This is a genomic window from Actinoplanes sp. GCM10030250 (assembly GCF_042666575.1).
Lineage (GTDB): Bacteria > Actinomycetota > Actinomycetes > Mycobacteriales > Micromonosporaceae > Actinoplanes.
Genome location: NZ_JBHTDO010000003.1, coordinates 90,123 through 115,354, shown reverse-complemented (window position 1 = coordinate 115,354; position 25,232 = coordinate 90,123). Strand labels below are relative to the sequence as shown.

The window sequence follows — 25,232 nt, the reverse complement described above, 5'->3', positions numbered from 1 at the left end:
TAGGGCGACACGTCAGAAGGAGACGTCTCCCTTGACCTCGCCGATGTTGGCGATCTTGCCCACCTCGGCGTTGTCCTTCACCGTGGTGACGAACGACGGGCCGGCGCCGCCGCCCTGAGGTATGTCGTTGACGAGCTTCTCCAGTTGCGCGGCCGTCTCCGGATCGGTGGCGAGACGAGTCCTCAGGGCCCGCGCCAGTTCGGCCGTCAGTGCCTTGCTCTCCGGCTCGGCTTCCACCCGCCGTATCGACTCGGTCACGTCGGTATCACCGGAGAACCGCGCGCGGACCGCCTGATGGAGCCGGGTCAGCCCGTCGCGCATGGCGTCGCTGAGAGCGGAACCGGTTCCCTCGGCCGCCTTGGTCGCGATCAGGGTTGCCGCTGCGATCGCGAGCGTTGCTGGGTCCATCGTCGAATCCTCCGCCTCCTGAACGGATTCGACGCTATGCGGCCGCGGGCTCGGCAACAATCGCGTTGCTGACACGGGCCGGGTGAACGCGGGCATGATTCAGAGCTTGACGTAGTCGCCGTGGGGGATCGCGTACGGCCACAGCGCGTCCCGGATCTTCGCGCAGTGCTCGACGATCACCCCGTCCTCGGTCTGCGCGCCGCCGGTGAACGAGCCGTCCGGGGCGAACAGCGTGTAGACCACCTTGTCGTCGTCGAAGACCCAGAAGTCGTCGGCGGTGATCGGCAGCCCGTTCACCAGGTGCCGGGGCAGCCAGCGGATCTGCTCGCCCGCGTCCTCGTTGAGGGCCGAGATGCTCAGCAGCCACCGGGTGTAGTCCACGTGCGGGACGGTCACCACCCGCAGGCGCCGCACGCTCCGGCCGGCCGCCGTCGCGTTCCGGATCAGGTCGAGCCATGGCCGCTGCCAGGCGAAGTCGTCGGGCTCCCCGGAGAGGAAGCGGCGGATCGGCTCCGACTCCTCATCGGTGTGATAGACGTCCGCCACCTCCAGATGGAACGCCGACCGCTCGAACGTCCGGAACAGATCGTCGAAGTCGTCCCTGAGCAACAGCCGCATGCCGGATCCTCCCCGCACCAAGGGCACACCGCGTATCACGATGGTCACTCTGGGTGCGGAAGGTCCAGTCAAAAATGTGAAACATGCAATTTGCAGAAAACCTGGCGTCAGCCGTTGCGCCAGTCGTCGCTCTGCAGGTGCGAGCCCGCCTGCGGTCCCATCAGCAGCATGCCGCCGTCGACCACCCAGGACGCGCCGGTGACATAGGCGGCGTCCGGCCCGGCCAGCATCGCCACCACGGCGGCGACCTCGTTCGCGTCGCCGGGCCGGCCCACCGGTACGCCCGGACGGCTCACCGTGAACGGATCAACGTCCTCGTTGCCGGTCATCGGCGTCGCGATCTCCCCCGGCGCGACAGCGTTCACGGTGATCCCGCTCGCCGCCAGTTCCTGCGCCATCACCTTCGTGAGCAGGCCCAGACCGCCCTTCGCCGCGCAGTACGCACCCGCGCCGACCCGGGGCGCGTGCTCGTGCACGCTGGTGATGTTGATGATCCGGCCACCGCGGCCCGCGGCCAGCATCCGGCGGGCGGCGCGCTGGGCACAGAGGAACGGGCCGTCCAGGTCCACGGCGAGCACCTCGCGCCACTGCTCGTAGTCGGTGTCGACCACCGGGGTGGAGATGCCGGTGCCGGCGCAGTTCACCAGGACGCCGAGGCCGCCGAGGGCACCGGCCAGGTCGTCGATCACGTCGGCGGCGCCGGGCAACCGGGACAGGTCCAGCCGGCGCACCTCGCAGCGGCGGCCGAGTTCGCGCACCTTGCCGGCGACCTCCTCGGCGCCGGCACTGTCGGAGCGGAAGGTAACGCCGACGTCGAAGCCGGCCGTCGCCAGGGCGATCGCGGTGGCCTCACCGATGCCGGAGTCCGAGCCGGTGACGATAGCGACGCGGTCGTAGTCGTGGAAGCGCATGGCGGGTGGGTACCCGGCTCAGTCCCGCGGTAACTCCCGGGTCAGGATCTTGCCGGTGGCGTTGCGCGGCAGCTCGTCGAGGAACACCACGTCGCGCGGGACGCAGAAGCGTGCCCGGTGCCGGCGGACGTGCTCGCGCACGGCTTCGGCGTCCAGGGTCTCGCCGGGGCGCAGCACCAGGTAGGCGGCGAGGCGCCGGCCGTACTCCTGGTCGTCGACGCCGATCACCGCGACCTCCCGGACCTGCGGAAGGGCGGCGAGCAGGTCGGTGACCTCGCCGGGGTAGACGTTCTCACCGCCCGAGACGATCATGTCGTCCTCCCGGCCGTCCACGTAGACCCGGCCGTTCTCGTCGACGTGCCCCAGGTCGCCGGTGCCGAGGAGCCCGTCGGCCATCCGGGTCGCGGCGTCGTTGGTGTAGCCCTCGAACAGCATCTCGTTGACCACGAACAGCCGTCCCACGGTGCCGGTGGGCACCGGTTTCCCGTCGTCGCCGAGCACCGCGATCCGGGTGCCGTAGGGCGGTGTGCCGGCGGTGTTCGGTGCGGCGCGCAGGTCGGCGGGGGTGGCGATGGAGACCCAGGAGGCCTCGGTCGAGCCGTACAGGTTGTAGAGGACGTCGCCGTAGCGGTCCATGAACCGGGTGGCCAGGCCGCCGGGCAGAGCCGAGCCGCTCACCGCCGCCACCCGCAGGTTCGGCGGCCGCCGCTCCTTGGACTTCTTGGACTCCTCGGGCTGGGGAAGCTCCATCAACTGCTGCAACATCACCGGTACGGCGATCAGGCCGGCGCAGTCACGCCCGGTGAGAGTGGCCTGCGTGGCGGCCGGGTCGAACCGCCGGTGCAGCACGATCGTGGCGCGCAGGGCGAGGGCGATCTGCAGGCCCGCGTACCCCCAGGTGTGGAAGAGCGGCGCCGCGATCAGGATCCGGTCGCCGGAGCGCAGCGGGATGCGGTCGATCACCGAGCAGAGCGGCCGGAAGCCGCCGGGGGTGGGGCGGCGGGCACCCTTCGGTACGCCTGTCGTGCCGGACGTGAGCACGATGGTGCGGCCCGGCCGTTGCGGCGGCTGCGCGGGTCCCGGCCGGCTCTCGGCGATCAGCTCGGCGATCCGGCGCTCGTTCAGCAGGTCCGGGCCGGCGACGAGGGCGAGCTGCGGGGTGAACTCGTCGTCGTGGATCAGGGCGCGGAGGTCCTGATCCTTCGCGACGGCCGCCAGCTGGGAGGCGGAGAGGCCGGTATTGATCAGGACCGGGTCGGCGCCGGCCGTGGCCACCCCGATCAGGGCCTCGATCATCCGGGCCGAGTTGCGGCAGAGCAGACCCACCCGATCACCGGGGGACACCGGCAGGGCGCGGGCCAGGCGCTCCGAGCGGGAGAGCAGTTGGGCGTACGTGACGCGGCGCTCGTCGTCGACCACGGCGACCCGCTCCGGGCTGCGCGCGGCGGCCTGGCGCAGCTCGCCGGCCAGCCCGAACCCCCACCTGCCGAGCGCACCGAACTGCCGGGCGATCCGGCCCGGATGCCCCGGCGTGAGCAGGCCGCGTTTGGCCATGGTGGTGGCGATGAAGGTCAGGTCCACGGCGCTGCCCCCTCTTATCGGATCTGGACTCCCGAGATGGCGCGCGCGATCACCAGTCGCTGGATCTCCGAGGTGCCCTCGAAGATGGTGTAGATCTTGGCGTCGCGGAACATCCGCTCCACCGGGTGGTCCCGCAGGTAACCGGCGCCGCCGAGGATCTGCACGGCCTTCTCGGTCACCGCCACGGCCACCTCACCGGCCTTCAGCTTCGACATCGAGCCCTCACCGGCGGCGAACGGGCGCTCGGCGCGGCCCATCCACGCCGCCCGCCACACCAGCAGCCGCGCGGCGTCGATCTCGGTACGCATGTCGGCCAGGGCGAACGCAATGGCCTGGTTCTCGATGATCGGGCGGCCGAACTGGACACGGGTCTTCGCGTACTCCAGCGCGTACTCGTACGCCGCCCGCGCGATGCCGATCGCCTGCGCGCCGACGGCCGGCCGGGACAGCTCGAAGGTGCGCATCGCGGCCTGCTTCGAGGCGCGCTGCCCCTCCCGTGCCCGGGCCAGGCGCTTGTCCAGGGCCTCCTTGCCGCCGAGCAGGCAGCTGCCGGGGACCCGCACGTCGTCGAGGAACACGTCGGCGGTGTGCGAGGCCTTCAACCCGAGCTTCTTGAGCTTCTTCGTGCCGACCAGGCCCGCGGTGCCGGGCGGGATCACGAAGGCGGCCTGCCCGCGGGAGCCCAGCGACGGCTCGACGCTCGCGGTCACCACGTGCACGTTGGCGATGCCGCCGTTCGTCGCGTAAGCCTTCTGGCCGCTGATCACCCACTCGTCGGTGGCCTCGTGGTAGACCGCGCGTGACCGCATCGACGCGACGTCGGAGCCGGCTTCCGGCTCGGTGCTGCAGAACGCCGCCACCTTCGGATCGCTCGCGTCACCGAAACACTGCGGCACCCACTCGACGAGCTGCTCCGGTGTGCCCGACCCGTAGATCGCGGCCACCGCCAGCGAGGTGCCGGAGATCGCCATGCCGATGCCGCCGTCACCCCAGAACAGCTCCTCGTTGGCCACCGGCAGGCTCAGCCCGGACGTGTCGGACCACGTGTTGACCAGGAACTCGAAGCCGTACAGCCCGATCTTGGCGGCCTCCTGGAGCACGGGCCACGGGGTTTCCTCGCGCTCGTCCCACTCCGCGGCGGCGGGCCGGATCACCGACTCGGCGAACCCGTGCACCCACTCACGCAGGTCTTGTTGCTCCTCGTTCAGGTCGAGCCAGAACTCCACGTCGGATCAGCCTTTCCGGCGGCGCTGGTTAACTCGCCGGTAACTTTAGGAGTGCCCCACGTCACTGACAAGCCCTATCGATCCGGTTAGATGCGGGCGCTTCGACGCGAGGGTGAAATCCCAGCCGCCGGGTGTGGCTCTCGGGGTGGCTCTCGGAGTGGCTCTGAAGGTGACTCGCGCGGGGAGCAGCACGGGTGCCTTGAAAGCGACGTCGACGGTGTACGCGTCCGGGAGGCGGCCCTCCAGGGCGGCGAGGCTGCGGGCCTTGGTCCACATGCCGTGCGCGATCGGGCGCGGGAAGCCGAACAGCCGGGCACCCAGCCGCGACGTGTGGATCGGGTTGCGGTCACCGGAGACGGCCGCGTAATCGCTGCCCACCCTGGCCGGGACGCGCCACTGCGCACCACCGGCCGGGCTGCCGGGCTCCTCGGAACGATCCGATCCGGCGGACGGCCGGGTGACGCGCAGGTAGGTCGACACGCCGCGCCAGACCTCCTGGCCGTCCGCCGAGGCCGTGGCGATCACGTCGAACTGGCGGCCGCGCGGATGGTCGCGCAGGTCCAGGGCGCGCACCGACAGGTCCAGTGGCACGTCCGCGGAGACCGGGCGCCGGACCGTGATCCGGTTGGCGACGTGGACCAGGCCGATCAGCGGGAGCGGGAAATCGCCGGCCGTCATCAGCCGCATGGCCAGCGGGAACGCGAGCACGTGCGGATACGTCGCGGGCAGCGTGTCGCTCAGCCGGAACCCGCAGACCCGGTCGTAGGCCGCCAGGTGATCGCGGTCGACCGTCACGCCGCGGTGCAGGATCTCCCGCTCGGGCAGCGTGGAACCCCGCCGGGTGCCGGGGAGCAGGCCGAGGGCGGCCCTCGCGTACGCCGCTGTCGTTCCCGGACCGGAGCTCAGCTCGACGACCGCGACCATCTCAGGCCCCCAGCAGGCTCTGGCCGCAGACCCGCACCACGTTGCCGGTGATGGTCGCCGAACCCGGCGACGCGAACCACGCGATCGTCTCCGCCACGTCGATCGGCAGGCCGCCCTGCGACATGCTGTTCAGCCGCCGGCCGGCCTCGCGCAGCCCGACCGGCATCTTCGCGGTCATGGCGGTCTCGATGAAGCCCGGTGCCACCGCGTTGATCGTGATGCCGCGGCCGGTGAGCAGCGGGGCGTGCGACTGGACCAGCCCGATCACGCCGGCCTTGCTGGTCCCGTAGTTGGTCTGCCCCCGGTTCCCGGCGATCCCGGCGATCGACGCCACCCCGATGATCCGGCCGCCGGACGGGATCAGATCGCGCTCCAGCAGCACGTCGTTGACGCGTTCCGGAGCCGTGAGGTTCACACCGAGAACGGCGTCCCAGCGGTCCGCGTCCATCCGGGCGATCGTCCTGTCGCGGGTGATGCCGGCGTTGTGCACCACGATGTCGACGCCGCCGCGCGGTCCGGCGGCCAGGTATCCGGCGAGCCGGGCGGCCGCGTCGGCAGCGGTCAGGTCGAGTTGCAGGGCACGGCCGCGGGTCTCGTTGGCCACGCCGGCGAGCGCGTCACCGGCGGCCGGCACGTCCAGGGCGATCACGTCGGCGCCGTCCCGGGCCAGGGTGCGGGCGATGGCCGCGCCGATGCCGCGGGCCGCGCCGGTGACCAGCGCGAGCTTGCCCTCGAGGGGACGCTCCCAGTCGGCCGGCTCGGGCGGGCTGCCGGCACCGACCCGGATGACCTGGCCGGAGACGTAGGCCGAGCGGCCGCTCAGCAGGAACCGCAGCGTGGACTCGACGGCCGCCTCGCCGCCGGGTGCCACGTACACGAGTTGCGAGGTGACACCGCGCCCGAACTCCTTGCCGATGCTGCGGGTCAGACCCTCCAGGCTCCGCTGCGCGGTCGCCTCCTTCGGGCCGGCGGTGGCTTCCGGTGGGGTGCCCAGCACGATCACGCGCCCGGAGACCTTCAAGGAGCGGGCGTACGGGTGGAAGAAGTCGAAGAGCGCCCGCAACTGAGCGGAGTCCCCGATCCCCGTCGCGTCGAAGATCAGCGCGGCGTGGCGTACCCCCTCAGGCCGCGCACCTGGCTCGGCGACCTCGGCGCCGGCGCCCTCCAGCAGCTTGTGGATCGGCTCGGAGAGCCGCCCGCCCGGCGCCGCACCCAGCAGAACGGGCCCGTCCGTGATCGGGTCGCCGGGGTTGTGCCGTCGCAGCCGGGGCGGATCAGGCAGACCGAGGCGCTTGACCACGGTCCGGCCGAGACCGGAGTTGGCGAAGTTCGCGTACCTGTCAGCCATGCGAGTAGCCTACCGGTGAGTAGCTTGCTTGCCGTCGATGTGCCTGCTTTCGATGTGGAGGATAGTCGTGCCCACCGTGCGCCGCGTCGCCGTCCTGGGCGGGAACCGGATCCCGTTCGCCCGTTCCAACAGCCGCTACGCGAAGGCGTCGAACCAGGACATGCTGACCGCCGCCCTGGACGGGCTGATCGCCCGGTTCGGGCTGGCCGGCGAGCAGCTCGGTGAGGTGGTCGCCGGTGCGGTGCTCAAGCACTCCCGCGACTTCAACCTGACCCGCGAGGTGGTGCTCGGTTCACGGCTCGACCCGCGGACCCCGGCCTACGACATCCAGCAGGCGTGCGGCACCGGCCTCGAAGCGGCGATCCTGGTGGCCAACAAGATCGCCCTGGGGCAGATCGACTCCGGCGTGGCAGGCGGCGTCGACACCACATCGGACGCGCCGTTGCAGCTCAACGAGGACATGCGCCAGGCCCTGCTCGAGCTGAACCGGGCCCGGACGCTGGGCGCCCGGCTCAAAGCGGTCGCGAAACTGCGGCCGCAGCAGGCACTGAAGCCGGAGCTGCCGCGTAACGCCGAACCGCGTACCGGGCTGTCGATGGGTGAGCACGCGGCGATCACGGCGCTGCGCTGGAACATCGATCGGGCCGCCCAGGACGAGCTCGCGCTGTCGTCGCATCAGCGCCTGGCCGCCGCGTACGAAAAGGGCTTCTTCGATGATCTTCTGACGCCCTATCTCGGGCTCACCCGCGATCAGAATCTGCGCCCGGACTCCAGCCTGGAGAAGCTGTCGGGTCTGAAGCCGGTTTACGGCAAAGAGGGCGCGACGATGACGGCGGGCAACTCGACGCCGCTGACCGATGGCGCGTCGACCGTGCTGCTGGCCTCGGAGGACTGGGCGGCGGCGCACTCGCTTCCGGTCCTGGCGTATCTCGCGGACTCGGAGACGGCCGCTGTGGACTACGTGCACGGGGACGAGGGTCTGCTGATGGCGCCGGCCTATGCGGTGCCGCGGATGCTGGCGCGGAACGGGCTGACACTGCAGGATTTCGACTACTACGAGATCCATGAGGCGTTCGCGTCACAGGTGCTGGCCACGCTGGCGGCCTGGGAGTCGCCGGAGTTCTGCAAGGAGAAGCTGGGGCTGGACGCGCCGCTCGGTTCGATCCCGCGCGCGAAGCTGAACGTGAACGGGTCTTCGCTGGCGGCGGGGCATCCGTTCGCGGCGACCGGCGGGCGGATCGTGGCGTCGCTGGCGAAGCTGCTGTCCGAGAAGGGTTCCGGCCGCGGCCTGATCTCCATCTGCGCCGCGGGTGGGCAGGGCGTCGTCGCCATCCTGGAGCGCTGATCCGGCTGGGCTTTCGTGGCGTGGGTAGGCGCGCACGTTAAGGTTGTGTGCGCGTTTACCCACGTCAGGGGCCTTGTCAGCGCACACGTAACGCCAATGTGTGCAGCTACCCGCACTGGGCTCGGCGCCCGCGAGGAGTAGCTGCACACGGTGTGGCGGTGAGGGCCCCGGCAGGCGTGTCACCGGCCGGGGTTCTGCGCTGGCTGGGTCAGCGGGCAATGAATCAACGGGCGGTGGGTCAGCGGGCGGTGGGTCAGCGGGCGGGGGTCAGCGAGCGGTGCAGGTGGGGGTGGTGGAGGGGGCGGTGCCGGTGCCCTGGAAGCCGAACTCGGTGGTGGCGGCGGGGTTGACCGCGCCGTTGTAGGCGACGTTGGTGAAGGAGACGGCGCCGGTGGTGCCGGAGGCTGTCGCGCTCCAGGTGTTGGAGACGGCGGAGCCGGACGGCAGCGTGAGGCCGACGGTCCAGCCGGAGAGCCGGGTGGCGCCCGCGGTGACCTTCACGGTGGCCACGAAGCCGCCGGTCCACGCGTTCACCGAGACACTCGCGGTGCAGCCCGAGCCGGACGGCGTGGAGGGCGACGTGGACGGGGAGGCGGAGGGCGAAGTCGAGGGGGAGGTCGGCGGGGAGGTGCTGGGGTCGGTGGTGGCGCCGAGGGCGGTCAGTGTCGCGCTGTAGGCGGCCTTCGGGTTGCCGCTGCCGTCGAAGAGCAGCGGGGTGCCGCTGGCCCGCCAGGAGTCGGTGTCGCGGATGCCCCACACCGTGATGCCGTTGCACCGGGTCACCGCCAGGCAGGCGCGGACCACCGCGGCGTACGAGTTGGCCTGTGCGGTGCCCGAGCCCTCGATGTCCAGCTCGGTGATCTGCACGTCGACGCCGAGGTTCGCGAAGCGCTGGAGGTTGGCCTGGTAGTCCGAGGGCAGCGGTGACGCCGAGTTGAAGTGCGACTGGAAACCGACACAGTCGATCGGTACGCCGCGCGCCTTGAAGTCCTGCACCATCGCGTACACGGCGTTGCTCTTCGCGTTCTGCCCGTCGGTGTTGTAGTCGTTGTAGCAGAGCTTCGCGGTGGAGTCGGCGGCCCGCGCGGTGCGGAAGGCGACCTCGATCCAGTCGTTGCCGGTGCGCTGGAGGTTGGAGTCACGCCGGGCGCCGTTGCCGCCGTCGGCGAAGGCCTCGTTCACCACGTCCCACGAGTCGATCTTCCCGCGGTAGTGGGTGGCGACCTGGGTGACGTGGTTGACCATGGCGTTGCGCAGCGCGGTGCCGCTGAGGTTCTGTGCCCAGCCCGGCTGCTGCGAGTGCCAGGCGAGCGCGTGTCCCCGTACCTTCTGACCGTTGGTGATCGCCCGGTTCACGATCGTGTCGGCCGAGGAGTAGTTGAAGGAGCCCTGTGTGGGCTCGGTGGCGTCCCACTTCATCTCGTTCTCCGGGGTGACCGAGGTGAACTCCCGGTTCAGGATTCCCGAGTAGACGGAGTCGGAGAGCTTGTAGGCGGCGACCGCGGTGCCGAAGTAGCGGCCCTTGGCGGCCGCGGCCGAGCCCAGTGTGGACGCGGCGTCGGCTGGGGAGAGGACTACGAAGGAACCGGCTGCCGCGAGCAGGCCCGCAGCGAGCGCGATGACGGTGGTGCGGGGACGGGTCATGGGGATCAACCTTCGAGTGGGAGCGAGGGGCGTCGATGCGGGGAACATCGGCGGACAGCTTCGGACGGCCGAAACTTTAGTAACGCGTCCCGGAAACTCGGAAGGTCAAGTTGTCCGTTCTCACCGGTAATGCTGAGGATGGGAGCGTGCCCATGGCGGTGTGAGGGCCCGAAACTTCCGGGGATCGAGGCGCTAGACAGCCGTTCTCAGGACGGCAGCCACGGCTTCGGCGGCAGCATCGGCATCCTCGCCCTCGGCGTGCACGACGACAGTGCTGCCGGCCTCCGCACCCAGCGACATCAGCCGCAGAGCGCTGCGCGCACTCGCCGCGCGCGAGCCGGAACGAACCTCCACGGTGGCCGTGAACCCGGACGCCACCCGGACGACCGCGCCCGCCGGCCGCGCGTGCAGAGCGGCCGGCAGCACCACCGGTGTCTCAGAACTTGGGGACATCACGAGCCTCCCGGGCGGCGTCGGCGACCGTTGCCAGATCGGCGCCGGTCGAGGCGAGCACCGCCGCGGCGACCGCGCCCTCGACGAACGGCGCGTCCACCAGAACCGGGCCGGCCGGCAGATCCTCCAGCACGGTACGCGCGGTCAGCACCGCACTGCCCAGGTCGGCCAGGACGACCACTCCGGCGCCGCTGTCCGCCCTGGCCACGGCGGCCTCGATCAGTGCGGAGCTGGTGCCGAGATCACCATCCTCGGTCCCGGCGGCGGGCTCCACCCGTACCTCATCGGTGGCGACCTGGCGCAGCAGGTCCCGCAGCCCCGATGCCAATTTGTCGCTGTGCGACACGAGCACGATCCCCACGAGCGCCATGTCCGTGAATGTTAGTCACAGAAAGTCTTGGCCGAATCGCCCAGCGCGACAATGCTGGGGGTCGAGGGCACTGTCGCCCCTGGAAGGAGCCGGCCGTGAAGAAGTTCATCAACGATCCCGCCGACGTGGTGGCCGAGGCGCTCGCCGGACTCGCCGCGGCTCATCCCGGCGAGCTGCGCGTCGACACCACCGATCAGTACATCGCCCGCGCTGATGCGCCGCGCCCCGGCAAGGTGGCGCTGGTCTCCGGTGGCGGGTCCGGGCACGAGCCGCTGCACGGCGGGTTCGTCGGCGCCGGGATGCTCGACGCGGCCTGTCCCGGTGAGGTCTTCACCTCGCCGGTGCCCGATCAGATCCTCGCCGCCACCAAGGCCGTCGACGGCGGTGCCGGTGTGGTGCACGTGGTGAAGAACTACACCGGTGACGTGATGAACTTCCAGATGGCCGCGGAGCTCGCCGCCGACGAGGGCATCAGCGTCGAGACGGTGCTCGTCGACGACGACATCGCGGTGGAGGACTCGACGTGGACGGCGGGCCGGCGCGGCACCGGCGCCACCCTGCTGGTGGAGAAGATCGCCGGTGCGCGCGCCGAGGAGGGCGGCAAGCTGGCCGAGGTGGCGGCCATCGGGCGCGAGGTCAACGCCGCGTCGGCATCGTTCGCGTACGCGCTGACGGCCGGCACCACTCCCGCGGCGGGCCGTCCCGGGTTCGACCTCCCGGACGACGAGATCGAGGCCGGTGTCGGCATCCACGGCGAGCCCGGGCGGCGCCGGGAGAAACTGCGTCCCGCCAAGCAGCTGGCCGGCTCCGCCGTCGACGCGATCCTGCAGGCCAAGCCGCTGAACGCCGGTGATCAGGTGATCGTGCTGGTCAACGGGCTCGGTGGCACCCCGCTGCTCGAGCTCTACCTGGTCTACGGCGAGGTCGCCGCGGTCCTCGAGGAGCGTGGGCTGCGGATCGCCCGCCGGCTGGTCGGCAACTACGTGACCAGCCTGGACATGGCCGGGCTGTCGCTGACCGTCACCCGGGTCACCGACGAGATGCTGCGACTGTGGGACGCGCCGGTGCGTACCCCCGGCCTGCGCTGGGGAGCGTGACATGGACGTGGCTCTCGCCCTCGCCTGGCTGCGTGCCTCCGCCGGTGCTGTCGCCGCCGAGTCCGACCGGCTCACCCGGCTGGACTCGGCGATCGGCGACGGCGACCACGGTGTGAACCTGAACCGGGGCTTCGCCGCTGTGGTCGCCACACTCGACGGGACACCGCCGGACGGTGTGGGAGCCGTGTTCGTCAAGGCCGGCACGACGCTGATCTCCAAGGTGGGTGGCGCGTCCGGCCCGCTCTACGGCAGCGCCCTGCGCGCGCTGGGCAAGGCGCTGCCGCCGGGGCCGGAGGTCGAGCTGTCCGCGCTGGTGGCCGGGCTCGACGCGGGGCTGGAGGCGGTGCGCAAGCTGGGCGGGGCGGAGCCGGGGGACAAGACCATCGTGGATGCGTACCGGCCGGCGCTCGACGCGTTCGAGGTGGCGGTGGGTTCCGGCTCCGATCTCGCCGAGGCGGCCGCGGCGGCGGCCCGGGCGGCCGACGAGGGTGCTCGGGCGACGGCCGCCATGCGGGCGCGTAAGGGGCGCGCCTCGTACCTGGGTGAGCGCAGCATCGGCCATCAGGACCCGGGTGCCACCTCCACCGCGCTGATCTTCCGGGCCTTAGCAGACGTCTCCGCGATATAGAGCGCGGCCGGAGAACCTGAACCAATCTCGCGGACTTCGGCCCGCGCGGGTCGCCGTGAGCCGACAATTCGCTGAGGGGAGGGCCGGCCTTCTCATCCCCGGCGCGCCGGGGATTTCCTCAAGCTCGTGACCAGGGCGCGCTGGTGCGCTGTGGCGAGCGAACGGGATGGGAGGGCATGGGTATGGGATTCGGCGGGTTGTTCGACAACCGCTCCCTGCGGACCAAGATCGGTGCGGCGGCGATGACCGCGACCGTCAGCGGTCTCCTGGTCGGGGGCCTGGCCGTGAAGACGGTCTACGACCTGAACAGCGAGGCAGCCTCGGCGCACCGCCAGTCGCTCGTGATCGAGACCGCGGTCGGTGCGTTCAGCACCAACATCGAGGCGTTCAGCGGCAACGTCTCGGCGATGCAGCTCTACCCCGCTCTCGCCGACCGGATCAAGACCGGGATGGCCGCGAACCAGAAGGCGATCGACGAGGCGATCGGCACCCTGAAGGCGAGCCTGCCCGGTGAGGCCTCGGTGACCAAGGCGGAGGCGGACTGGGGTGCCTACCTCGTGTTCATCAACACCGACCGGTCCAAGGCGTCGGCGAGCGAGTTGGCCGGCGTGGTCAAGCAGTACGACGACCTGCGCGGTGCGCTCACCGCCGACCAGACAGCCCTCCAGGGCCGGGCGGTGAAGCTCGCGGAGGAGAGCATCAGCGCCAACGAGAAGTCCGGCACCTCCGCGGCCTGGACGATCGGGCTGGTGCTCGCGGCCGGTGTGCTGATCAGCCTGCTGATCGGGTTCCGGGTCGCGTCCCGGGTCACGCACACTGTCAGCAGCGTCGCGCACATCGCCGAAGGGCTGGCGGAGGGCGACCTCACCCGCAGCTCGGGGGTGCGCAGCGAGGACGAGATCGGCCGGATGGCCGCCGCCCTGGACCGCGGCATCGCCCGCCTGCGGGAGGACGTCATTCAACTGGCCGGCAGCGTGACCACCCTGCAGACCGCCGCCGGGCAGCTCAGCTCGGTGTCGATCGCCGTCGACGCCGCCGCCAACCAGGCCTCCTCGCAGGCCGGTACCGTCGCCGCCGCCGCCGACGTGGTCTCCAACAACTTGCAGATCGTGTCGGCCGGCTCGCAGGAGATGGGCTCGGCGATCCGCGACATCAGCGTCTCGACGTCCGAGGCCACCGAGGTCGCCGCGCAGGCGGTGCAGGTCGCCTCGGCCACCAACGCGATCGTGGGGCGCCTCGGCGCGTCGTCCGAGGAGATCGCCACAGTGGTCAAGGTGATCACCAGCATCGCGGAGCAGACCAACCTGCTCGCGCTCAACGCCACCATCGAGGCGGCCCGCGCCGGCGAGGTCGGCAAGGGCTTCGCGGTGGTCGCCGGCGAGGTCAAGGACCTGGCGCAGGAGACGGCCAAGGCGACCGAGGACATCTCCCAGCGGGTGCAGGCCATTCAGGCCGACACCAGCGGCGCGGTCACCGCGATCGGCGAGATCTCGGCGATCATCGAGCGGATCAACGGCCTGCAGCTCACCATCGCCTCCGCGGTCGAGGAGCAGACGGCGACCACGCAGGAGATGAACCGTACGCTGACCGAGGCGGCGAGCGGTGCCGGTGACATCGCCGCGACCATCACCTCGGTCTCCGACGCCACCCGCCGGACCACCGACACGGTCGGCGACACCCGGCACGCCGCCGAGGACCTGACCACCACGGCGGCCCAGCTGCACACGGTGGTCTCGCGCTTCCGGTACTGACCGTCTCACCACGGCTGCCCAGCGCCACACCGTGGTCTCGCACGTGCGGTAATGACCGTTTTCGCCGCTGGTGTATGACGTCGGCAGGTGTCAATGTGTAGGGCATGTACCCGCCCGAGCCCTGGCACCTGCGCGGTCAGATGTTCCTGTCGGTCTTCCTCATCCCCCGGGGGCGGCTACCGCAGCTGCCTCCGGTTCTCGGCGCGGCGGTCCGCCCGATCACGTTCGGCGGCCGGGTCGCGGTCGGCGCCGCCTGGGTCCGCTACGAGCCCGGCGGCGTCCTGCACTATCAGGAGCTGCTCAGCGCGGTCCTGGTGCACGAGCGCGGCCGGCCCCGGGTGAGCATCATCGACATCTGGGTGGACAGCGTGGCGTCCCGGGAGGGCGGCCGGCGGCTGTGGGGCATCCCCAAGGACCTGGCCGACTTCAGCATCGACACCGAGACCGAGCCCCTGGTGGATGCGACCGCCACGCTTCCCGGCCGGGGCACGCCCATCGCTTCGGCGCTGGTCCGGCTGAAGGGGCGGCTACCGGGCCGTTTCCCGGTGGGCATGACGGTGGCCCAAGCTCTGGGCGAGCACGTCCGGCGCACACCGGTGCGAGGCCGTGCCGGTTTGCGTACGGCGAACGCCGCCTGGCGCCCGGATCCTGACGGCCCACTCGGCTACCTGGCCGGCCGTCGCCCCGCGCTGAGCCTCGCGATCACCGACTTCTGGCTGACCTTCGGCCGTTCCGCCGGTGACCGGGCCCGCTCGGCCGCCGAGCGGGCCCGCCCGCCCGCCGACCGGGAGCGTCCCGCCTCCTGACGCTCACCTCCCGGGTACGGTTCGGCAGGCACGCACCGCCGAACCGTTGAGGAGCGAGATGAGCCCGGCCGGTCACGACCACCATCACCACGCGCCCGGCGGGAAGTTGCCGGTCCTGCCCGGCGCGCGGCGGCTCACCCTGCTCCTGCTCGTGCCGGCGGTGCTGATCACCATCGTGGGCATGATGCTGCTCTGGCCCCGCGACGCACCACGGGCCGCCGCCGGCGAGGACGGCCCGTCCCGCGTGTTCGGGCAGATCACGTCGATGGCCCCGGTCGAGTGCCCGCCGGTGCCCGAGGACGACATCCCGCTCGAGAACTGCGGCACCCTCACCGTGAGGCTGACCAGCGGCGACGCCGAGGGCACCGAGATCACCACCGACCTGCCCAACGGCCCGGGTGCCCCGCGGGTCGAGACCGGCGACGACGTGGTGCTGCTCGCGCTGAACAACGAGGGCAGCACCAGTTACTCGGTGATGGACCATCAGCGGTCCCGCCAGCTGTGGCTGCTCGGGGCGGCGTTCGCGCTCGCGATCGTCGCCTTCGGCCGGTGGCGGGGCGTGACGGCGCTGGCCGGCCTGGCCGTCACCTTCGGCATCCTGCTCTGGTTCATCGTCCCGGCGATCCTGGACGGGCGCTCACCCGTCGCGGTGGCGGTCGTCGGCGCCGCGGCGATCATGCTGGTCGTGCTCTACCTGACCCACGGGTTCTCGCCCACCACCACGGTCGCGGTCGCGGGCACGCTGGCCAGCCTGGCGATCACGGCGGTGCTGGCGGCGGTGGCGACGGCGGTGGTGCATCTGACCGGGGTCGCCGACGAGACCTCGAACTTCCTGACGATCACCCAGGGCGAGGTCAACATGCAGGGCCTGCTGCTGGCCGGCATCGTGATCGGATCGCTGGGCGTGCTCGACGACGTCACGGTCACCCAGTCCGCCACGGTGACCGAGCTGGCGGTGGCCAATCCGGCGTACGGCTTCCGGCGGCTCTACGGTGCGGCCACCCGGATCGGCCGGGCGCACATCGCCTCGGTCATCAACACCATCGTGCTGGCGTACGCGGGTGCCTCGCTGCCCCTGATGCTGCTCTTCGCGGCCGGCAACACACCGGTGGGTGAGCTGCTCACCTCCCAGCTCATCGCCCAGGAGCTGGTGCGCAGCGCGGTCGGCACGATCGGGCTGGTGGCGGCGGTGCCGATCACCACGGCGCTCGCCGCCTACCTGGCCGCCCGGTCGGTGCGGCCGGCTCCGGCCACAGTTGCGGGCGGGGGTCTGGCGGGTCGTGCGGGGCGCGAAGGTCCGGGCGGCGCCGCTCCTGCCGGGGAGGGGGAGCGGCGTCCGCCGGAGGACCCGTGGGCGGCGTTCGTCGATCGCGACACCGCCCCGGGTCGTTAGTACGGGTGCCGGCTCAGCACTTCTTCCAGACGACCCGGTAAACGGTGTTGATCGACGCGTCGGTCGAGTCCATCGAGATGAAGCTGGTGTACTTCGTCGAGTCCGACGAGCCGCGGTTGACCCGCAATTCGGTGTTGATGTTCAGGAACCGCCGGTCACCGCACTTGAGGAAGTTGAGCGACGCGATTCCCACCTGGTCGGTCCGCTGCCAGTTGTCCTCCAGCGGGCCCTTGAAAGTGTGCTTGGTGCGGGTCGTCTGTGAATAGCCCTGGAAGTAGTAGCTGGCGTTCTGCTCGGCCCACGAGCCGCCGCGCAGGCTCGCGAATCCGCGGTAGTCGGCCGTCGCGACGGCGAAGGTGAATCCCGAAGGAACCTTGATGTCGAGCGCGAGCTGACAGTTCTTCCGGAAGTCCAGCGGGCCCGACTTCGGGCCGACCTGCGCGGTGTACTCGGAGTAGGTGACCGTGAAGGCCTTGTTGTCGTCGGCGACCGTGATCGCGGCGGACTCGTCCGGGCAGCCCGAGCCGTTCGCCTTGACCACGTCGATGATCATCATGTCATCGGGTACCGGCGGTGGTCCCGCCTGGGACGGACTGGCCACACCCAGCGTTCCCAGCATTGCCACCGCAGCGGTGATCGTACGCAACATGAGAATACCCCCGTCTGTTTCTGCAATTCCCTTCCCGAATAGGAGAATAATTCGGAATGAGAATTCGGCATCGTTTCAAATCTCACCCTAGTGATTTCCGCGAACTGGGTGCGGAGTGCCGTAAACAGACGAACGGAAGTTTGAGCAAAGGCGGCCATTCGTCTCGAATTCCCGAATGGCCGCCCGTGGTCGTGCTCAGTGTGCTATTCGAGCCGGTGTGTCACCGGCCCGGCCCGGCGTCGACCGGCCGGTGTCACCCCACCCGCTCCGCGGTGAAGCCGGTGGCGTCACCGAGGAACTTGTTGTAGTCCAGGTGCGCCGCCAGGCTCGTCCCGCCCTGGCAGAACCGGTCGTTGCGGTTGCAGAACGACTGGGTACGGTCGGCGACCTCGGCCAGCCGGTTGCGGCCCCGCGGGAAGACACCGGACCGCGTTCCGGTGCCGACGTTGAACTGCTCGCCGGCGGTGAAGGTGGGATCGCCGAAGAGCAGTACCGCGGCGACCTGGTCCAGGTCGTTCGCGAGGGCGCCGGTGACCGCGTCACCGACCACGTCCGCGCCCTGCGAGTAGCCCGTCAGCACGAACTTCGTCTCCGGGCACGCGGCGGCGGTGCGCTGAACTTTCGCGGTCAGGTCCGCCACGCCCTGCCGCACGCTCGAGGTGTAGTTGAAGGAGGCCGGGTAGTCGACCGCGGTGGTGCGTACGGTCTGCGGCACATCCCTGGTGATCCGCTGGGCCAGCGGCGTCAACAGCACGCCGAGCCCGGGGCGCTCGGTCGTGCCGCGCGCCCCCAGTACCTCTACATCGGGGCATCCGTTCCGGGGCGCTTCCGCGGCGAAGGTCAGGGGTGCTACAGCCATCCCAGCGATGGCCACGGCACCCGCCGCCACGAGTGTCACCAACCTGCTCCTGCGCATCTTGACGTCCTTCCGTCTGCCGAACAGTGAGCAATTTTCAACCTGGCATCGGGCCTGAAGCTGCCGGGCCGTTGTGCGGCGCCGGCGACCGAGGCCCTCGCCACGTTGAAAAAGGCTCAGTTACTGCACGCACTACGCAGGAACCGTCCCGACGGGATTTGCGACGGCCGTCTCACACTTCAGCGGCGGCTTATAGAGCGGGCTGGGCTCACTCCAGGCGCTGGGTGAGGGCGGTGTGGCGGCGGCCCGCGCTGACCGTGCGGACCGCGGCGGCCAGGGCCCGGCGTGAGCCGACGAGGACGACGAGCTTCTTGGCCCGGGTGATGGCGGTGTAGAGCAGGTTGCGCTGCAGCATCATCCAGGCGCTGGTGGTCAGCGGGATCACCACCGCCGGATATTCGGAACCCTGCGAGCGGTGGATCGTGATCGCGTACGCATGGGCCAGCTCGTCGAGCTCGTCGAAGTCGTAGTCGATCGATTCGTCCTCGTCCGTCCGTACAGTAAGGGTCTGCTCCTCGGGCGACAGCCCGGTCACCACGCCCACCGTGCCGTTGAAGACGCCCGCCGCGCCCTTGTCGTAGTTGTTCCTGATCTGGGTGACCTTGTCGCCCACCCGGAACACCCGCCCGCCCAGCCGGCGCTCCGGCAGGCCCTCGCGGGCCGGCGTGAGCTGTTGCTGCAGCATCGTGTTGAGGGCGCCCGCACCCGCCGGACCGCGGTGCATCGGCGTGAGGATCTGCACGTCGCGGCGGGGATCGAGGCCGAACTTGCGGGGGATGCGGTGGCAGGCGACGTCCACGGTGAGCGCGGCGGTCGCCTCGGTGTCGTCGTTCGCGAACAGGAAGAAGTCGCGCATGCCGTCGAGCAGCGGCGGGCGGCCCTGGTTGACCCGGTGCGCGTTGGTGACGACGCCGCTCTCGGCGGCCTGCCGGAAGATCTGGGTGAGCCGCACGCGCGGGATGGCGTCGGCGGCGAGCAGGTCGCGCAGCACCTCGCCGGCACCGACCGACGGCAGCTGGTCGACGTCGCCGACGAGAAGCAGGTGCGCGCCCGGCGCGATGGCCTTGACCAGCTTGTTCGCCAGGATCAGGTCGAGCATGGAGGCCTCGTCGACAACGATCAGGTCGGCGTCGAGCGGGTTGTCCCGGTCGTAGGTGGCCTCGCCGCCGGGCTGGAGCTTGAGCAGGCGGTGCACGGTCGCCGCCGGGTGGCCGGTCAGCTCGGCGAGCCGCTTCGCGGCACGGCCGGTGGGTGCGACGAGCTGGATCTTGGCTTGCTTGGCGGCGGCGAGTTCGACGATCGACCGTACGGTGAAGCTCTTCCCGCAGCCCGGACCGCCGGTCATCACCGCGACCTTCGACGTGAGCGCGAGTTTGACCGCCTGTTCCTGTTCGGTCGCGAGGGTCGAGCCGGTGCGCTGACGCAGCCAGCCGAGGGCCTTGACCCAGTCGACGCCGCCGAACTGCGGCATCCGGTCCGACCGGTCGTGCAACAGCTTGAGCAGCGACGAGGCGAGGGACTGCTCGGCGCGGTGGAACGGGACCAGGTAGACGGCGTCACCCTCGCGAACGACGCCCTCCTCCGTGACCAGGTCGGCGAGGCAGGACGGGATCAGGCCGCCGGGCACATCGAGGATCTTCGTGGCCTCGGCGGTCAGCTCGTCGGCCGGGAGGAAGCAGTGGCCGTTGTCGGTGGCCTGGGACAGCGTGTACTGGAGGCCGGCCTTTACCCGTTCGGGGCTGTCGTGCGGGATGCCGACCGCCTGCGCGATCGTGTCGGCGGTCTTGAAGCCGATGCCCCAGACGTCGGCCGCGAGCGTGTAGGGACTGTTTTTGACCACGCTGATGCTGGAGTCGCCGTACTTCTTGAAGATCCGCACGGCGATCGACGTGGAGACGCCCACACCCTGAAGGAAGAGCATCACCTCCTTGATCGCCTTCTGCTCGGCCCACGCCGCGGTGATCTTCTTGGTGCGCTTGGGGCCGAGGCCGGCGACCTCGATCAGCCGCTCCGGCGACTCCTCGATGATCTCCAGGGTATCGAGTCCGAAATGGTCGACGATCCGCTCGGCGAACACCGGGCCGATGCCCTTGACCAGCCCTGATCCCAGGTAACGGCGGATGCCCTGAATGGTCGCGGGCAGCACTGTGGTGTACGAGAGCACCTCGAACTGCCGCCCGTACTGCGGGTGCGACGACCACCAGCCGGACATCCGCAGGCTCTCACCGGGCTGCGCGCCGAGCAGCGCACCGACCACGGTGAGCAGGTCGGAGCCACGGCCGGTGGCGACTCGGGCCACCGTGTAACCGGTCTCCTCATTGACATACGTCAGCCGCTCCAGCACCGCCTCGAGGACGTGCTGAGCCTTCGGCAGGCTGTTCGACACGTCTCACATCGTGCCCGCAGGGCTGTCCCGCGCTCCCGGCAGGGCCTAGCGTGATCACTCATGGCGCTCTTTGATCTGCCGCTCTCCGAGTTGCGCACCTACCGGTCCTCCGCCACCGAGCCCAAGGGCTTCGACGACTTCTGGTCCGGCACCCTCGCCGCCGCCCGCCGGGCCGCGTCACCGCCGCGGCTCACCGAGGTGACCACGCCGCTGCGCGGCATCACCACCCACGACGTGACCTTCACCGGGTACGCGGGCCAGCCGATCCGGGCGTGGCTCAACCGGCCCGCGGGTGTCACCGGGCCGTTGCCGGTCGCTGTCGAGTTCATCGGGTACGGGGGCGGCCGCGGCCTGCCGATCGACTGGCTCGTCTGGGCCAGCGCCGGATATGCCCACCTCGTGATGGACACCCGCGGCCAGGGCGGCAGCTGGCGCGGCGGCGACACCCCCGACGTGGACGACTCCGGTGCCGGCCCGTCGACACCGGGCTTCCTGACCCGCGGGGTGCAGTCGCCGGATTCGTTCTACTACCGGCGCCTGTTCACCGACGCGGCGCGGGCCGTCGAGGTGGCGGCCGAACTGCCGGGCGTCGACGCGTCGCGTCTCGTGGTCACCGGCAAGAGCCAGGGTGGCGCGCTGTCACTGGCGGCCGCCGGTCTCGTGCCGGACCTGGTATCGGCGGTGGTCTCGGGGGTGCCGTTCCTCTGCGACATCCGGCGGGCGGTCACCATCACCGACAGCAACCCGTTCGCCGAGGTGGTCCGGTTCCTGCGGACCAACCCGCAACTGGCCGGGCCGGTCCTCGACACCCTGGACCACGTGGACGTGGTGCACTTCGCGAAGCGGGTGACCGCGCCGGCGATCGTGTCCGCGGGGCTGATGGACGAGGTGTGCCCGCCGTCCGGGGTTTTCGGGGCGTACAACGAGCTCTCCGGGGACAAGCAGATCGAGGTGTACGAGTGGGACGGGCATGACGGTGGCCGGACCTTCTTCGACACCGCGGCCCTCGAGTTCGTGGCTCGCCACCTGGGCTGATACGAGGCCGCGGCTGTGTGTCGAATTTTCATCGGGGGCTATGTAGAGAAGTGATAGTGGGGTCGGCTACGGTGTGCGCATGATCGCGCTGAACCGCATCACCCGGTGGGCGTTGCACGCGGCGGCCCGCCGCTGGCCCGAGGCCGTCCGCGACGAGATGTCCCGCGAATGGCACGCCGAGCTCGCCGATCTGGAGAGCCGGCCCGGCACCGCGCTGCGGCAACTCGGGTACGCGTTCAGCCTGCTCACCGCCCCGCCGGTGCGGGACGCCGCCGGTGTTCCGCGGGGCTGGGGCGGCCGTCGCGCCGGCTCGGGCACCGGTGCGGGCGCCGCCCTGCTGGGAATGGCGCTGCTCGGCACGGCCGTGTTGAAGCTCTTCGAGCGGTTCGTCCTCCTGCCGTTCGGGCCGGCGCTCGACTGGGGCTGGGGTTCCCACCTGGTGCAGGGACTCGTGCTGGCGCTGTGGGGCGTACCGCTCGGATGGTGGCTGGGCCGGCGGGCGCCGATGTCCCGCGACGGGCGCTTCGGCACGGCCGGTCCGGCAGTGCTGGCACCACTGATGCTGCTCCCGGCACTGCTGACGTTCAGCGAATACCTGATGGACCTCTCACCGCTGCTCGCGGCGATCGTGTGGGCCCCCGCGACCGCGGTGCTGGGCCGGAGCGCCGTGCGCGCCGCCGCCCGTGGCCGGCGCCGGCTCACCGTACTGCTGGCGGTCGCCGGTGTGCCGCTGACGGCCCTGGTCGCGGTCGCGCTGTCCACCTTGCCAGTGGTGTTCTGGTGGCCGGGCGGGCTCGCCGGCGGGCTGCGGGCGGCGATGTCCTCGCTGCTCCTGGACATGGCCATGGACCTCCCCGACGGCGTGGATTCGTTCTCCTTCGTCGGCGGGTGGGTGGTGCTGTTCAGCGTGTACGGATGGATCGCGGTCGTCTATGGCCTGCGTGCGGCGGGTGCGCCGGCTGGTGCTTCGTCAGCGCCTGATGCTTCGTCTGCGCCTGGTGCTTTGCTCGCGCCCGACGCTTTGCCTGCGGCCGGTGTCTTGCCCGGGGTTCCGGTTGCGGCGCTTCTGGCGGGGGCAGCGGCGGTCGCCGGGGGAGTGGTCGCGTGGGCGTACACGGTGGCCGTTCTGACGCCGGGCCTGCCGGTGTGGTCCGCGGACGCGCCGATGCCGGGCGGTGACGGCGAGATCTATCTGTGGGCCGCCGAACTGCGCTGGGCGGGGATCCTGCTCGCGGCCGCCGGGCTGGTGGTGGCGACCGCCAACCGCCGGCGCGCGGTGTGGGCGGCCGTGGCCCTCGGCATCGGGCTGCTGACCGCCGAGGGCGTGCTGCTGCGCCAGGAGGTGACCGGTGCGGGCGGCATGCGGGCCGCGCTGATCGCCGCGGCCGTGGTGATCGTGGTGAGCTGGGCGCTCGCCGGGCGGGTGCTCCGGCCCGGTCTGCCCGCGCTCGTACGCCGCCGCACCACCACCGTCGCGGTGGTCGCCAGTGGATGCGGCCCGCTGATGTACTTCCAGAGCACCCCGGGGGAGAACCACGCCTTCATGCCGATCGGACTCCCGCTGACCACGGCCCTGGTGGCTGCGGCGGGCGTGCTGCTCGGCACGGTGACGGCCGTCGCGACCAGTGCCCGGCGGGTGCATCCGGTGGCGGGTGCCGCGCTGATCGGGCTGCCGCTGATCGGGCTCGGCGTGCTGGGTCCCTACCTCGGCAACGGCTCCGACGAGATCAGCGATCTCGGGGTGCTGCTGGGGCTGCCGCTCGCGGTGATCGTGGCGGCGGTGCTGAGGCGGCACCGGTCCCGCAGGCGCGGCCTGACGACGACGTTGTGGGCCGGGCTGGCGCTGGCCGCGGTGCCGGCGACGCCGGTGCTGGTGTACGGCAGCATCTATCTGCTCATGGTGGTGCCGTCGCTGCTGTTCGCGGTCGACGGGATGGGCTATCCGGCGGACGGGATCTCGTTGCTTCCGGCGGCGGCGGTGCTGCTCCTGGCGATGGCGGCGCTGGTTCTGTACCGGGAGGGCGGCGCGGTCACCACTGCCGGCCGTTCGCCGTCGCCGGACCCGGTCTCCGCTTCGAGGCCTGAACCCGCGGCTGACCTGGAACTGGCATCGGCGGCCGGGTGGGAACGGGGCGGGTCGCCGCCGGCGTGATGCGGTCCGGACAGGCCGCCGGCCTGATCCCGCCGCGTGGGGCAGCGGGGTCAGGCCGGGGTTCGTTTCTGCGGGGCTCGGTCAGATGATGGTGCGGAGAACGCCGATCACCACGAAGAGCACGATGAACGCCAGGTCGATCGAGACGCCGCCGACCCGCAGCGGTGGCAGGATCCGCCGGACCGGTGCGAGCATCGGCTCGGTGATCCGGTGCACGCCGTCCATGGCCCGCGAGCGGAACGAACCGGGCATCGCCGGGCCGGCCAGGGCCACGCTCCAGTCGAGCACCGCACGCGCGATCAGCACGATCTGCACGAGGAGCAGCAGCAGATCGACCAGACCGAGTAGACCCATTCAGAACCTCCAGCTGAGGGGATGTGCTCCCACTATGCGGTGGCTACCTGTGGGCTTCCTAAACGTCGGCTGAGAGTGCGTCGGGTTTAGTGCTCCGGCTCCGGCTCCGTTTCCCGGCTCCTGCTCCCTTCCCGTTTCCGGGCTAGTTGAACGGGCTAGTTGAAGTGGTCCGGGTGCGGGCCGGTGCGACCGTCGCTCTCCAGGGCGTCGATCGCGGCCATCTCGTCGCCGGTCAGCTCGAAGTCGAAGATCCGCAGGTTCTCCTCGATCCGGGCCGGCGTGACCGACTTCGGGATGACGACCCGGCCCTGCTGGACGTGCCAGCGGAGCACCACCTGCGCGGGCGTACGGTCGTGGGCCGTCGCGATGTCGGTCACCGAGCGCTCGGACAGCACACCGGCCTGGGCGAGCGGGCTCCACGCCTCGGTCACCACACCGAGCTCCGTGTTGACGGCCTGCGCGTCGCGCTGCTGCAGCGCCGGGTGCACCTCGATCTGGTTGACCGCCGGGACGGTACCGCCCAGTCCGGCCACGGCACGCAGGTGCTCGGGCAGGAAGTTGGAGACGCCGATCGCCCGGACCCGCCCCTCCTCGATGAGCCGCTCCATCGCCCGCCAGGTGTCCAGGTACCGGCCGTGCTTCGGCGTCGGCCAGTGGATCAGGTAGAGGTCCAGCTGGTCCAGCCCGAGCCGGGCCAGGCTCGCGTCGAACGCCTGGAGCGTCTCCTCGTACCCCTGATCGGAGTTCCACAGCTTGGTGGTGATGAAGAGTTCGTTCCGCGGGATGCCGCTGCCCTTGATGGCGGAGCCGACACCCGTCTCGTTGCCGTACGCCGCGGCGGTGTCGATGCTGCGGTAGCCCGCTTCGAGGGCGGTACTCACGGCGGCGGTGGTGTCCGCCTCGGGGATCTGGAAGACGCCGAAGCCGATCTGCGGCATGGTGATGCCGTTGTTGAGGGTGACGTTCGGAATTCCGGCCATTGCGGGACCCTCCCGGTGTGGTGATGGGCGCACTCGACCCGCCGGGGTGACCGGCGACGGCGCGCGAACGCCTCTACCTCTACCCCGCCGGGACCCCGTTCCCCACCCCAACACCGCCATCCGGTGAGATCTCCCAGCCCAGGGGTCCCCGAGATCTTGGACACCTGAGCCGGTCATGGGCGGCTCAGATGTCCAAGATCACTCGTGCGGGGTTGTTTTACGGCCCTGAATGCGGGATTTGTCCACCTGGGTGGAGC

At 70.9% G+C, this 25,232-nt stretch carries 23 protein-coding genes; 8 read left to right on the top strand and 15 right to left on the bottom strand.

Features of this window, described 5'->3' with window-relative positions:
• Nucleotides 1–12: 12 nt before the first annotated feature.
• The 7 genes from ACFQV6_RS06270 to ACFQV6_RS06240 all read right to left on the bottom strand — a co-directional run bounded on the left by ACFQV6_RS06270 (nucleotide 13) and on the right by ACFQV6_RS06240 (nucleotide 7,016).
• On the bottom strand, nucleotides 13–504 hold the full coding sequence (locus ACFQV6_RS06270) for a hypothetical protein (RefSeq protein ID WP_378026371.1): 492 nt from the start codon (nucleotides 502–504) through the stop codon (nucleotides 13–15).
• 3 nt (nucleotides 505–507) lie between these two features.
• Nucleotides 508–1,026 (bottom strand): DUF6879 family protein, encoded by a 519-nt coding sequence (locus ACFQV6_RS06265; protein ID WP_378026370.1) that lies wholly within the window; start codon nucleotides 1,024–1,026, stop codon nucleotides 508–510.
• 107 nt (nucleotides 1,027–1,133) lie between these two features.
• The gene (locus ACFQV6_RS06260) at nucleotides 1,134–1,937 is read right to left on the bottom strand and encodes an SDR family oxidoreductase (RefSeq protein ID WP_378026369.1); all 804 of its coding nucleotides are present in this window, start codon (nucleotides 1,935–1,937) and stop codon (nucleotides 1,134–1,136) included.
• An 18-nt stretch (nucleotides 1,938–1,955) separates the two neighbouring features.
• Entirely contained in the window at nucleotides 1,956–3,518 is a 1,563-nt protein-coding gene (locus ACFQV6_RS06255; RefSeq protein ID WP_378026368.1) for an AMP-binding protein, read from the bottom strand.
• A gap of 14 nt (nucleotides 3,519–3,532) precedes the next feature.
• Nucleotides 3,533–4,744 (bottom strand): acyl-CoA dehydrogenase family protein, encoded by a 1,212-nt coding sequence (locus tag ACFQV6_RS06250; protein ID WP_378026367.1) that lies wholly within the window; start codon nucleotides 4,742–4,744, stop codon nucleotides 3,533–3,535.
• A 45-nt stretch (nucleotides 4,745–4,789) separates the two neighbouring features.
• A complete protein-coding gene (locus ACFQV6_RS06245) occupies nucleotides 4,790–5,668 on the bottom strand; it encodes a MaoC family dehydratase (RefSeq protein ID WP_378026366.1) in 879 nt (292 codons plus the stop codon).
• Between the two features lies 1 nt (nucleotide 5,669).
• Nucleotides 5,670–7,016 (bottom strand): 3-oxoacyl-ACP reductase, encoded by a 1,347-nt coding sequence (locus ACFQV6_RS06240; protein ID WP_378026365.1) that lies wholly within the window; start codon nucleotides 7,014–7,016, stop codon nucleotides 5,670–5,672.
• 67 nt (nucleotides 7,017–7,083) lie between these two features.
• Here ACFQV6_RS06240 and ACFQV6_RS06235 point away from each other — a divergent pair, with 67 nt between their 5' ends.
• Nucleotides 7,084–8,361, top strand: a complete 1,278-nt coding sequence (locus ACFQV6_RS06235) for an acetyl-CoA C-acetyltransferase (RefSeq protein WP_378026364.1) — start codon at nucleotides 7,084–7,086, stop codon at nucleotides 8,359–8,361.
• Nucleotides 8,362–8,628: 267 nt separating this feature from the next.
• Here the strand turns inward: ACFQV6_RS06235 and ACFQV6_RS06230 are convergent, their stop codons facing one another.
• From ACFQV6_RS06230 to dhaM, 3 genes are all read right to left on the bottom strand, one after another.
• Nucleotides 8,629–10,005 carry an endo-1,4-beta-xylanase gene (locus tag ACFQV6_RS06230; protein WP_378026363.1) on the bottom strand — a complete coding sequence of 459 codons (1,377 nt, stop codon included), beginning with the start codon at nucleotides 10,003–10,005 and terminating at the stop codon, nucleotides 8,629–8,631.
• A gap of 192 nt (nucleotides 10,006–10,197) precedes the next feature.
• Nucleotides 10,198–10,458 carry an HPr family phosphocarrier protein gene (locus ACFQV6_RS06225; RefSeq protein WP_378026362.1) on the bottom strand — a complete coding sequence of 87 codons (261 nt, stop codon included), beginning with the start codon at nucleotides 10,456–10,458 and terminating at the stop codon, nucleotides 10,198–10,200.
• Nucleotides 10,442–10,828, bottom strand: a complete 387-nt coding sequence (gene dhaM, locus ACFQV6_RS06220; RefSeq protein ID WP_378026361.1) for a dihydroxyacetone kinase phosphoryl donor subunit DhaM — start codon at nucleotides 10,826–10,828, stop codon at nucleotides 10,442–10,444. Before dhaM ends, ACFQV6_RS06225 begins: the two co-directional genes overlap by 17 nt.
• A 95-nt stretch (nucleotides 10,829–10,923) precedes the next feature.
• Between dhaM and dhaK the strand changes: the two genes are divergently transcribed.
• The 5 genes from dhaK (at nucleotide 10,924) to ACFQV6_RS06195 (ending at nucleotide 16,503) form a co-directional block, all read left to right on the top strand.
• On the top strand, nucleotides 10,924–11,925 hold the full coding sequence (gene dhaK / locus ACFQV6_RS06215) for a dihydroxyacetone kinase subunit DhaK (protein WP_378026360.1): 1,002 nt from the start codon (nucleotides 10,924–10,926) through the stop codon (nucleotides 11,923–11,925).
• 1 nt (nucleotide 11,926) lies between these two features.
• Nucleotides 11,927–12,553, top strand: a complete 627-nt coding sequence (dhaL, locus tag ACFQV6_RS06210; RefSeq protein WP_378026359.1) for a dihydroxyacetone kinase subunit DhaL — start codon at nucleotides 11,927–11,929, stop codon at nucleotides 12,551–12,553.
• A gap of 176 nt (nucleotides 12,554–12,729) precedes the next feature.
• Nucleotides 12,730–14,304 carry a methyl-accepting chemotaxis protein gene (locus ACFQV6_RS06205; RefSeq protein WP_378026358.1) on the top strand — a complete coding sequence of 525 codons (1,575 nt, stop codon included), beginning with the start codon at nucleotides 12,730–12,732 and terminating at the stop codon, nucleotides 14,302–14,304.
• Nucleotides 14,305–14,408: 104 nt separating this feature from the next.
• Nucleotides 14,409–15,110, top strand: coding sequence for an acetoacetate decarboxylase family protein (locus ACFQV6_RS06200; RefSeq protein ID WP_378026357.1), 702 nt, complete (start codon nucleotides 14,409–14,411; stop codon nucleotides 15,108–15,110).
• A gap of 58 nt (nucleotides 15,111–15,168) precedes the next feature.
• Nucleotides 15,169–16,503, top strand: coding sequence for a YibE/F family protein (locus ACFQV6_RS06195; protein ID WP_378026356.1), 1,335 nt, complete (start codon nucleotides 15,169–15,171; stop codon nucleotides 16,501–16,503).
• Between the two features lie 13 nt (nucleotides 16,504–16,516).
• Here the strand turns inward: ACFQV6_RS06195 and ACFQV6_RS06190 are convergent, their stop codons facing one another.
• The 3 genes from ACFQV6_RS06190 to ACFQV6_RS06180 all read right to left on the bottom strand — a co-directional run bounded on the left by ACFQV6_RS06190 (nucleotide 16,517) and on the right by ACFQV6_RS06180 (nucleotide 20,454).
• On the bottom strand, nucleotides 16,517–17,152 hold the full coding sequence (locus ACFQV6_RS06190; protein ID WP_378026355.1) for a DUF4360 domain-containing protein: 636 nt from the start codon (nucleotides 17,150–17,152) through the stop codon (nucleotides 16,517–16,519).
• Nucleotides 17,153–17,405: 253 nt separating this feature from the next.
• Entirely contained in the window at nucleotides 17,406–18,011 is a 606-nt protein-coding gene (locus ACFQV6_RS06185) for a cutinase family protein (protein WP_378026354.1), read from the bottom strand.
• Between the two features lie 265 nt (nucleotides 18,012–18,276).
• A complete protein-coding gene (locus tag ACFQV6_RS06180) occupies nucleotides 18,277–20,454 on the bottom strand; it encodes an ATP-dependent RecD-like DNA helicase (protein WP_378026353.1) in 2,178 nt (725 codons plus the stop codon).
• A gap of 60 nt (nucleotides 20,455–20,514) precedes the next feature.
• On the opposite strand from ACFQV6_RS06180, the gene ACFQV6_RS06175 reads away from it, so the two are divergent.
• Both ACFQV6_RS06175 and ACFQV6_RS06170 read left to right on the top strand, forming a co-directional pair.
• Nucleotides 20,515–21,489, top strand: coding sequence for an acetylxylan esterase (locus ACFQV6_RS06175; RefSeq protein WP_378026352.1), 975 nt, complete (start codon nucleotides 20,515–20,517; stop codon nucleotides 21,487–21,489).
• 79 nt (nucleotides 21,490–21,568) lie between these two features.
• Nucleotides 21,569–23,641, top strand: coding sequence for a hypothetical protein (locus ACFQV6_RS06170; RefSeq protein WP_378026351.1), 2,073 nt, complete (start codon nucleotides 21,569–21,571; stop codon nucleotides 23,639–23,641).
• Between the two features lie 81 nt (nucleotides 23,642–23,722).
• Here ACFQV6_RS06170 and ACFQV6_RS06165 read toward each other — a convergent pair whose 3' ends face one another.
• A complete protein-coding gene (locus tag ACFQV6_RS06165; RefSeq protein ID WP_378026350.1) occupies nucleotides 23,723–23,995 on the bottom strand; it encodes a YggT family protein in 273 nt (90 codons plus the stop codon).
• A 155-nt stretch (nucleotides 23,996–24,150) separates the two neighbouring features.
• Complete coding sequence (locus ACFQV6_RS06160) at nucleotides 24,151–24,975, bottom strand: aldo/keto reductase (protein ID WP_378026349.1); 825 nt, start codon at nucleotides 24,973–24,975, stop codon at nucleotides 24,151–24,153.
• Between the last annotated feature and the right edge of the window lie 257 nt (nucleotides 24,976–25,232).

What these genes read in the sequence shown, in the direction of transcription:
- ACFQV6_RS06270 (WP_378026371.1), bottom strand. Translation starts at nt 504, where the DNA reads ATGCCCGCGTTCACCCGGCCCGTGTCAGCAACGCGATTGTTGCCGAGC.
- ACFQV6_RS06265 (WP_378026370.1), bottom strand. Translation starts at nt 1,026, where the DNA reads ATGCGGCTGTTGCTCAGGGACGACTTCGACGATCTGTTCCGGACGTTC.
- ACFQV6_RS06260 (WP_378026369.1), bottom strand. Translation starts at nt 1,937, where the DNA reads ATGCGCTTCCACGACTACGACCGCGTCGCTATCGTCACCGGCTCGGAC.
- ACFQV6_RS06245 (WP_378026366.1), bottom strand. Translation starts at nt 5,668, where the DNA reads ATGGTCGCGGTCGTCGAGCTGAGCTCCGGTCCGGGAACGACAGCGGCG.
- ACFQV6_RS06240 (WP_378026365.1), bottom strand. Translation starts at nt 7,016, where the DNA reads ATGGCTGACAGGTACGCGAACTTCGCCAACTCCGGTCTCGGCCGGACC.
- ACFQV6_RS06230 (WP_378026363.1), bottom strand. Translation starts at nt 10,005, where the DNA reads ATGACCCGTCCCCGCACCACCGTCATCGCGCTCGCTGCGGGCCTGCTC.
- ACFQV6_RS06225 (WP_378026362.1), bottom strand. Translation starts at nt 10,458, where the DNA reads ATGTCCCCAAGTTCTGAGACACCGGTGGTGCTGCCGGCCGCTCTGCAC.
- dhaM (WP_378026361.1), bottom strand. Translation starts at nt 10,828, where the DNA reads ATGGCGCTCGTGGGGATCGTGCTCGTGTCGCACAGCGACAAATTGGCA.
- dhaL (WP_378026359.1), top strand. Translation starts at nt 11,927, where the DNA reads ATGGACGTGGCTCTCGCCCTCGCCTGGCTGCGTGCCTCCGCCGGTGCT.
- ACFQV6_RS06205 (WP_378026358.1), top strand. Translation starts at nt 12,730, where the DNA reads ATGGGTATGGGATTCGGCGGGTTGTTCGACAACCGCTCCCTGCGGACC.
- ACFQV6_RS06200 (WP_378026357.1), top strand. Translation starts at nt 14,409, where the DNA reads ATGTACCCGCCCGAGCCCTGGCACCTGCGCGGTCAGATGTTCCTGTCG.
- ACFQV6_RS06195 (WP_378026356.1), top strand. Translation starts at nt 15,169, where the DNA reads ATGAGCCCGGCCGGTCACGACCACCATCACCACGCGCCCGGCGGGAAG.
- ACFQV6_RS06190 (WP_378026355.1), bottom strand. Translation starts at nt 17,152, where the DNA reads ATGTTGCGTACGATCACCGCTGCGGTGGCAATGCTGGGAACGCTGGGT.
- ACFQV6_RS06185 (WP_378026354.1), bottom strand. Translation starts at nt 18,011, where the DNA reads ATGGCTGTAGCACCCCTGACCTTCGCCGCGGAAGCGCCCCGGAACGGA.
- ACFQV6_RS06175 (WP_378026352.1), top strand. Translation starts at nt 20,515, where the DNA reads ATGGCGCTCTTTGATCTGCCGCTCTCCGAGTTGCGCACCTACCGGTCC.
- ACFQV6_RS06170 (WP_378026351.1), top strand. Translation starts at nt 21,569, where the DNA reads ATGATCGCGCTGAACCGCATCACCCGGTGGGCGTTGCACGCGGCGGCC.
- ACFQV6_RS06165 (WP_378026350.1), bottom strand. Translation starts at nt 23,995, where the DNA reads ATGGGTCTACTCGGTCTGGTCGATCTGCTGCTGCTCCTCGTGCAGATC.
- ACFQV6_RS06160 (WP_378026349.1), bottom strand. Translation starts at nt 24,975, where the DNA reads ATGGCCGGAATTCCGAACGTCACCCTCAACAACGGCATCACCATGCCG.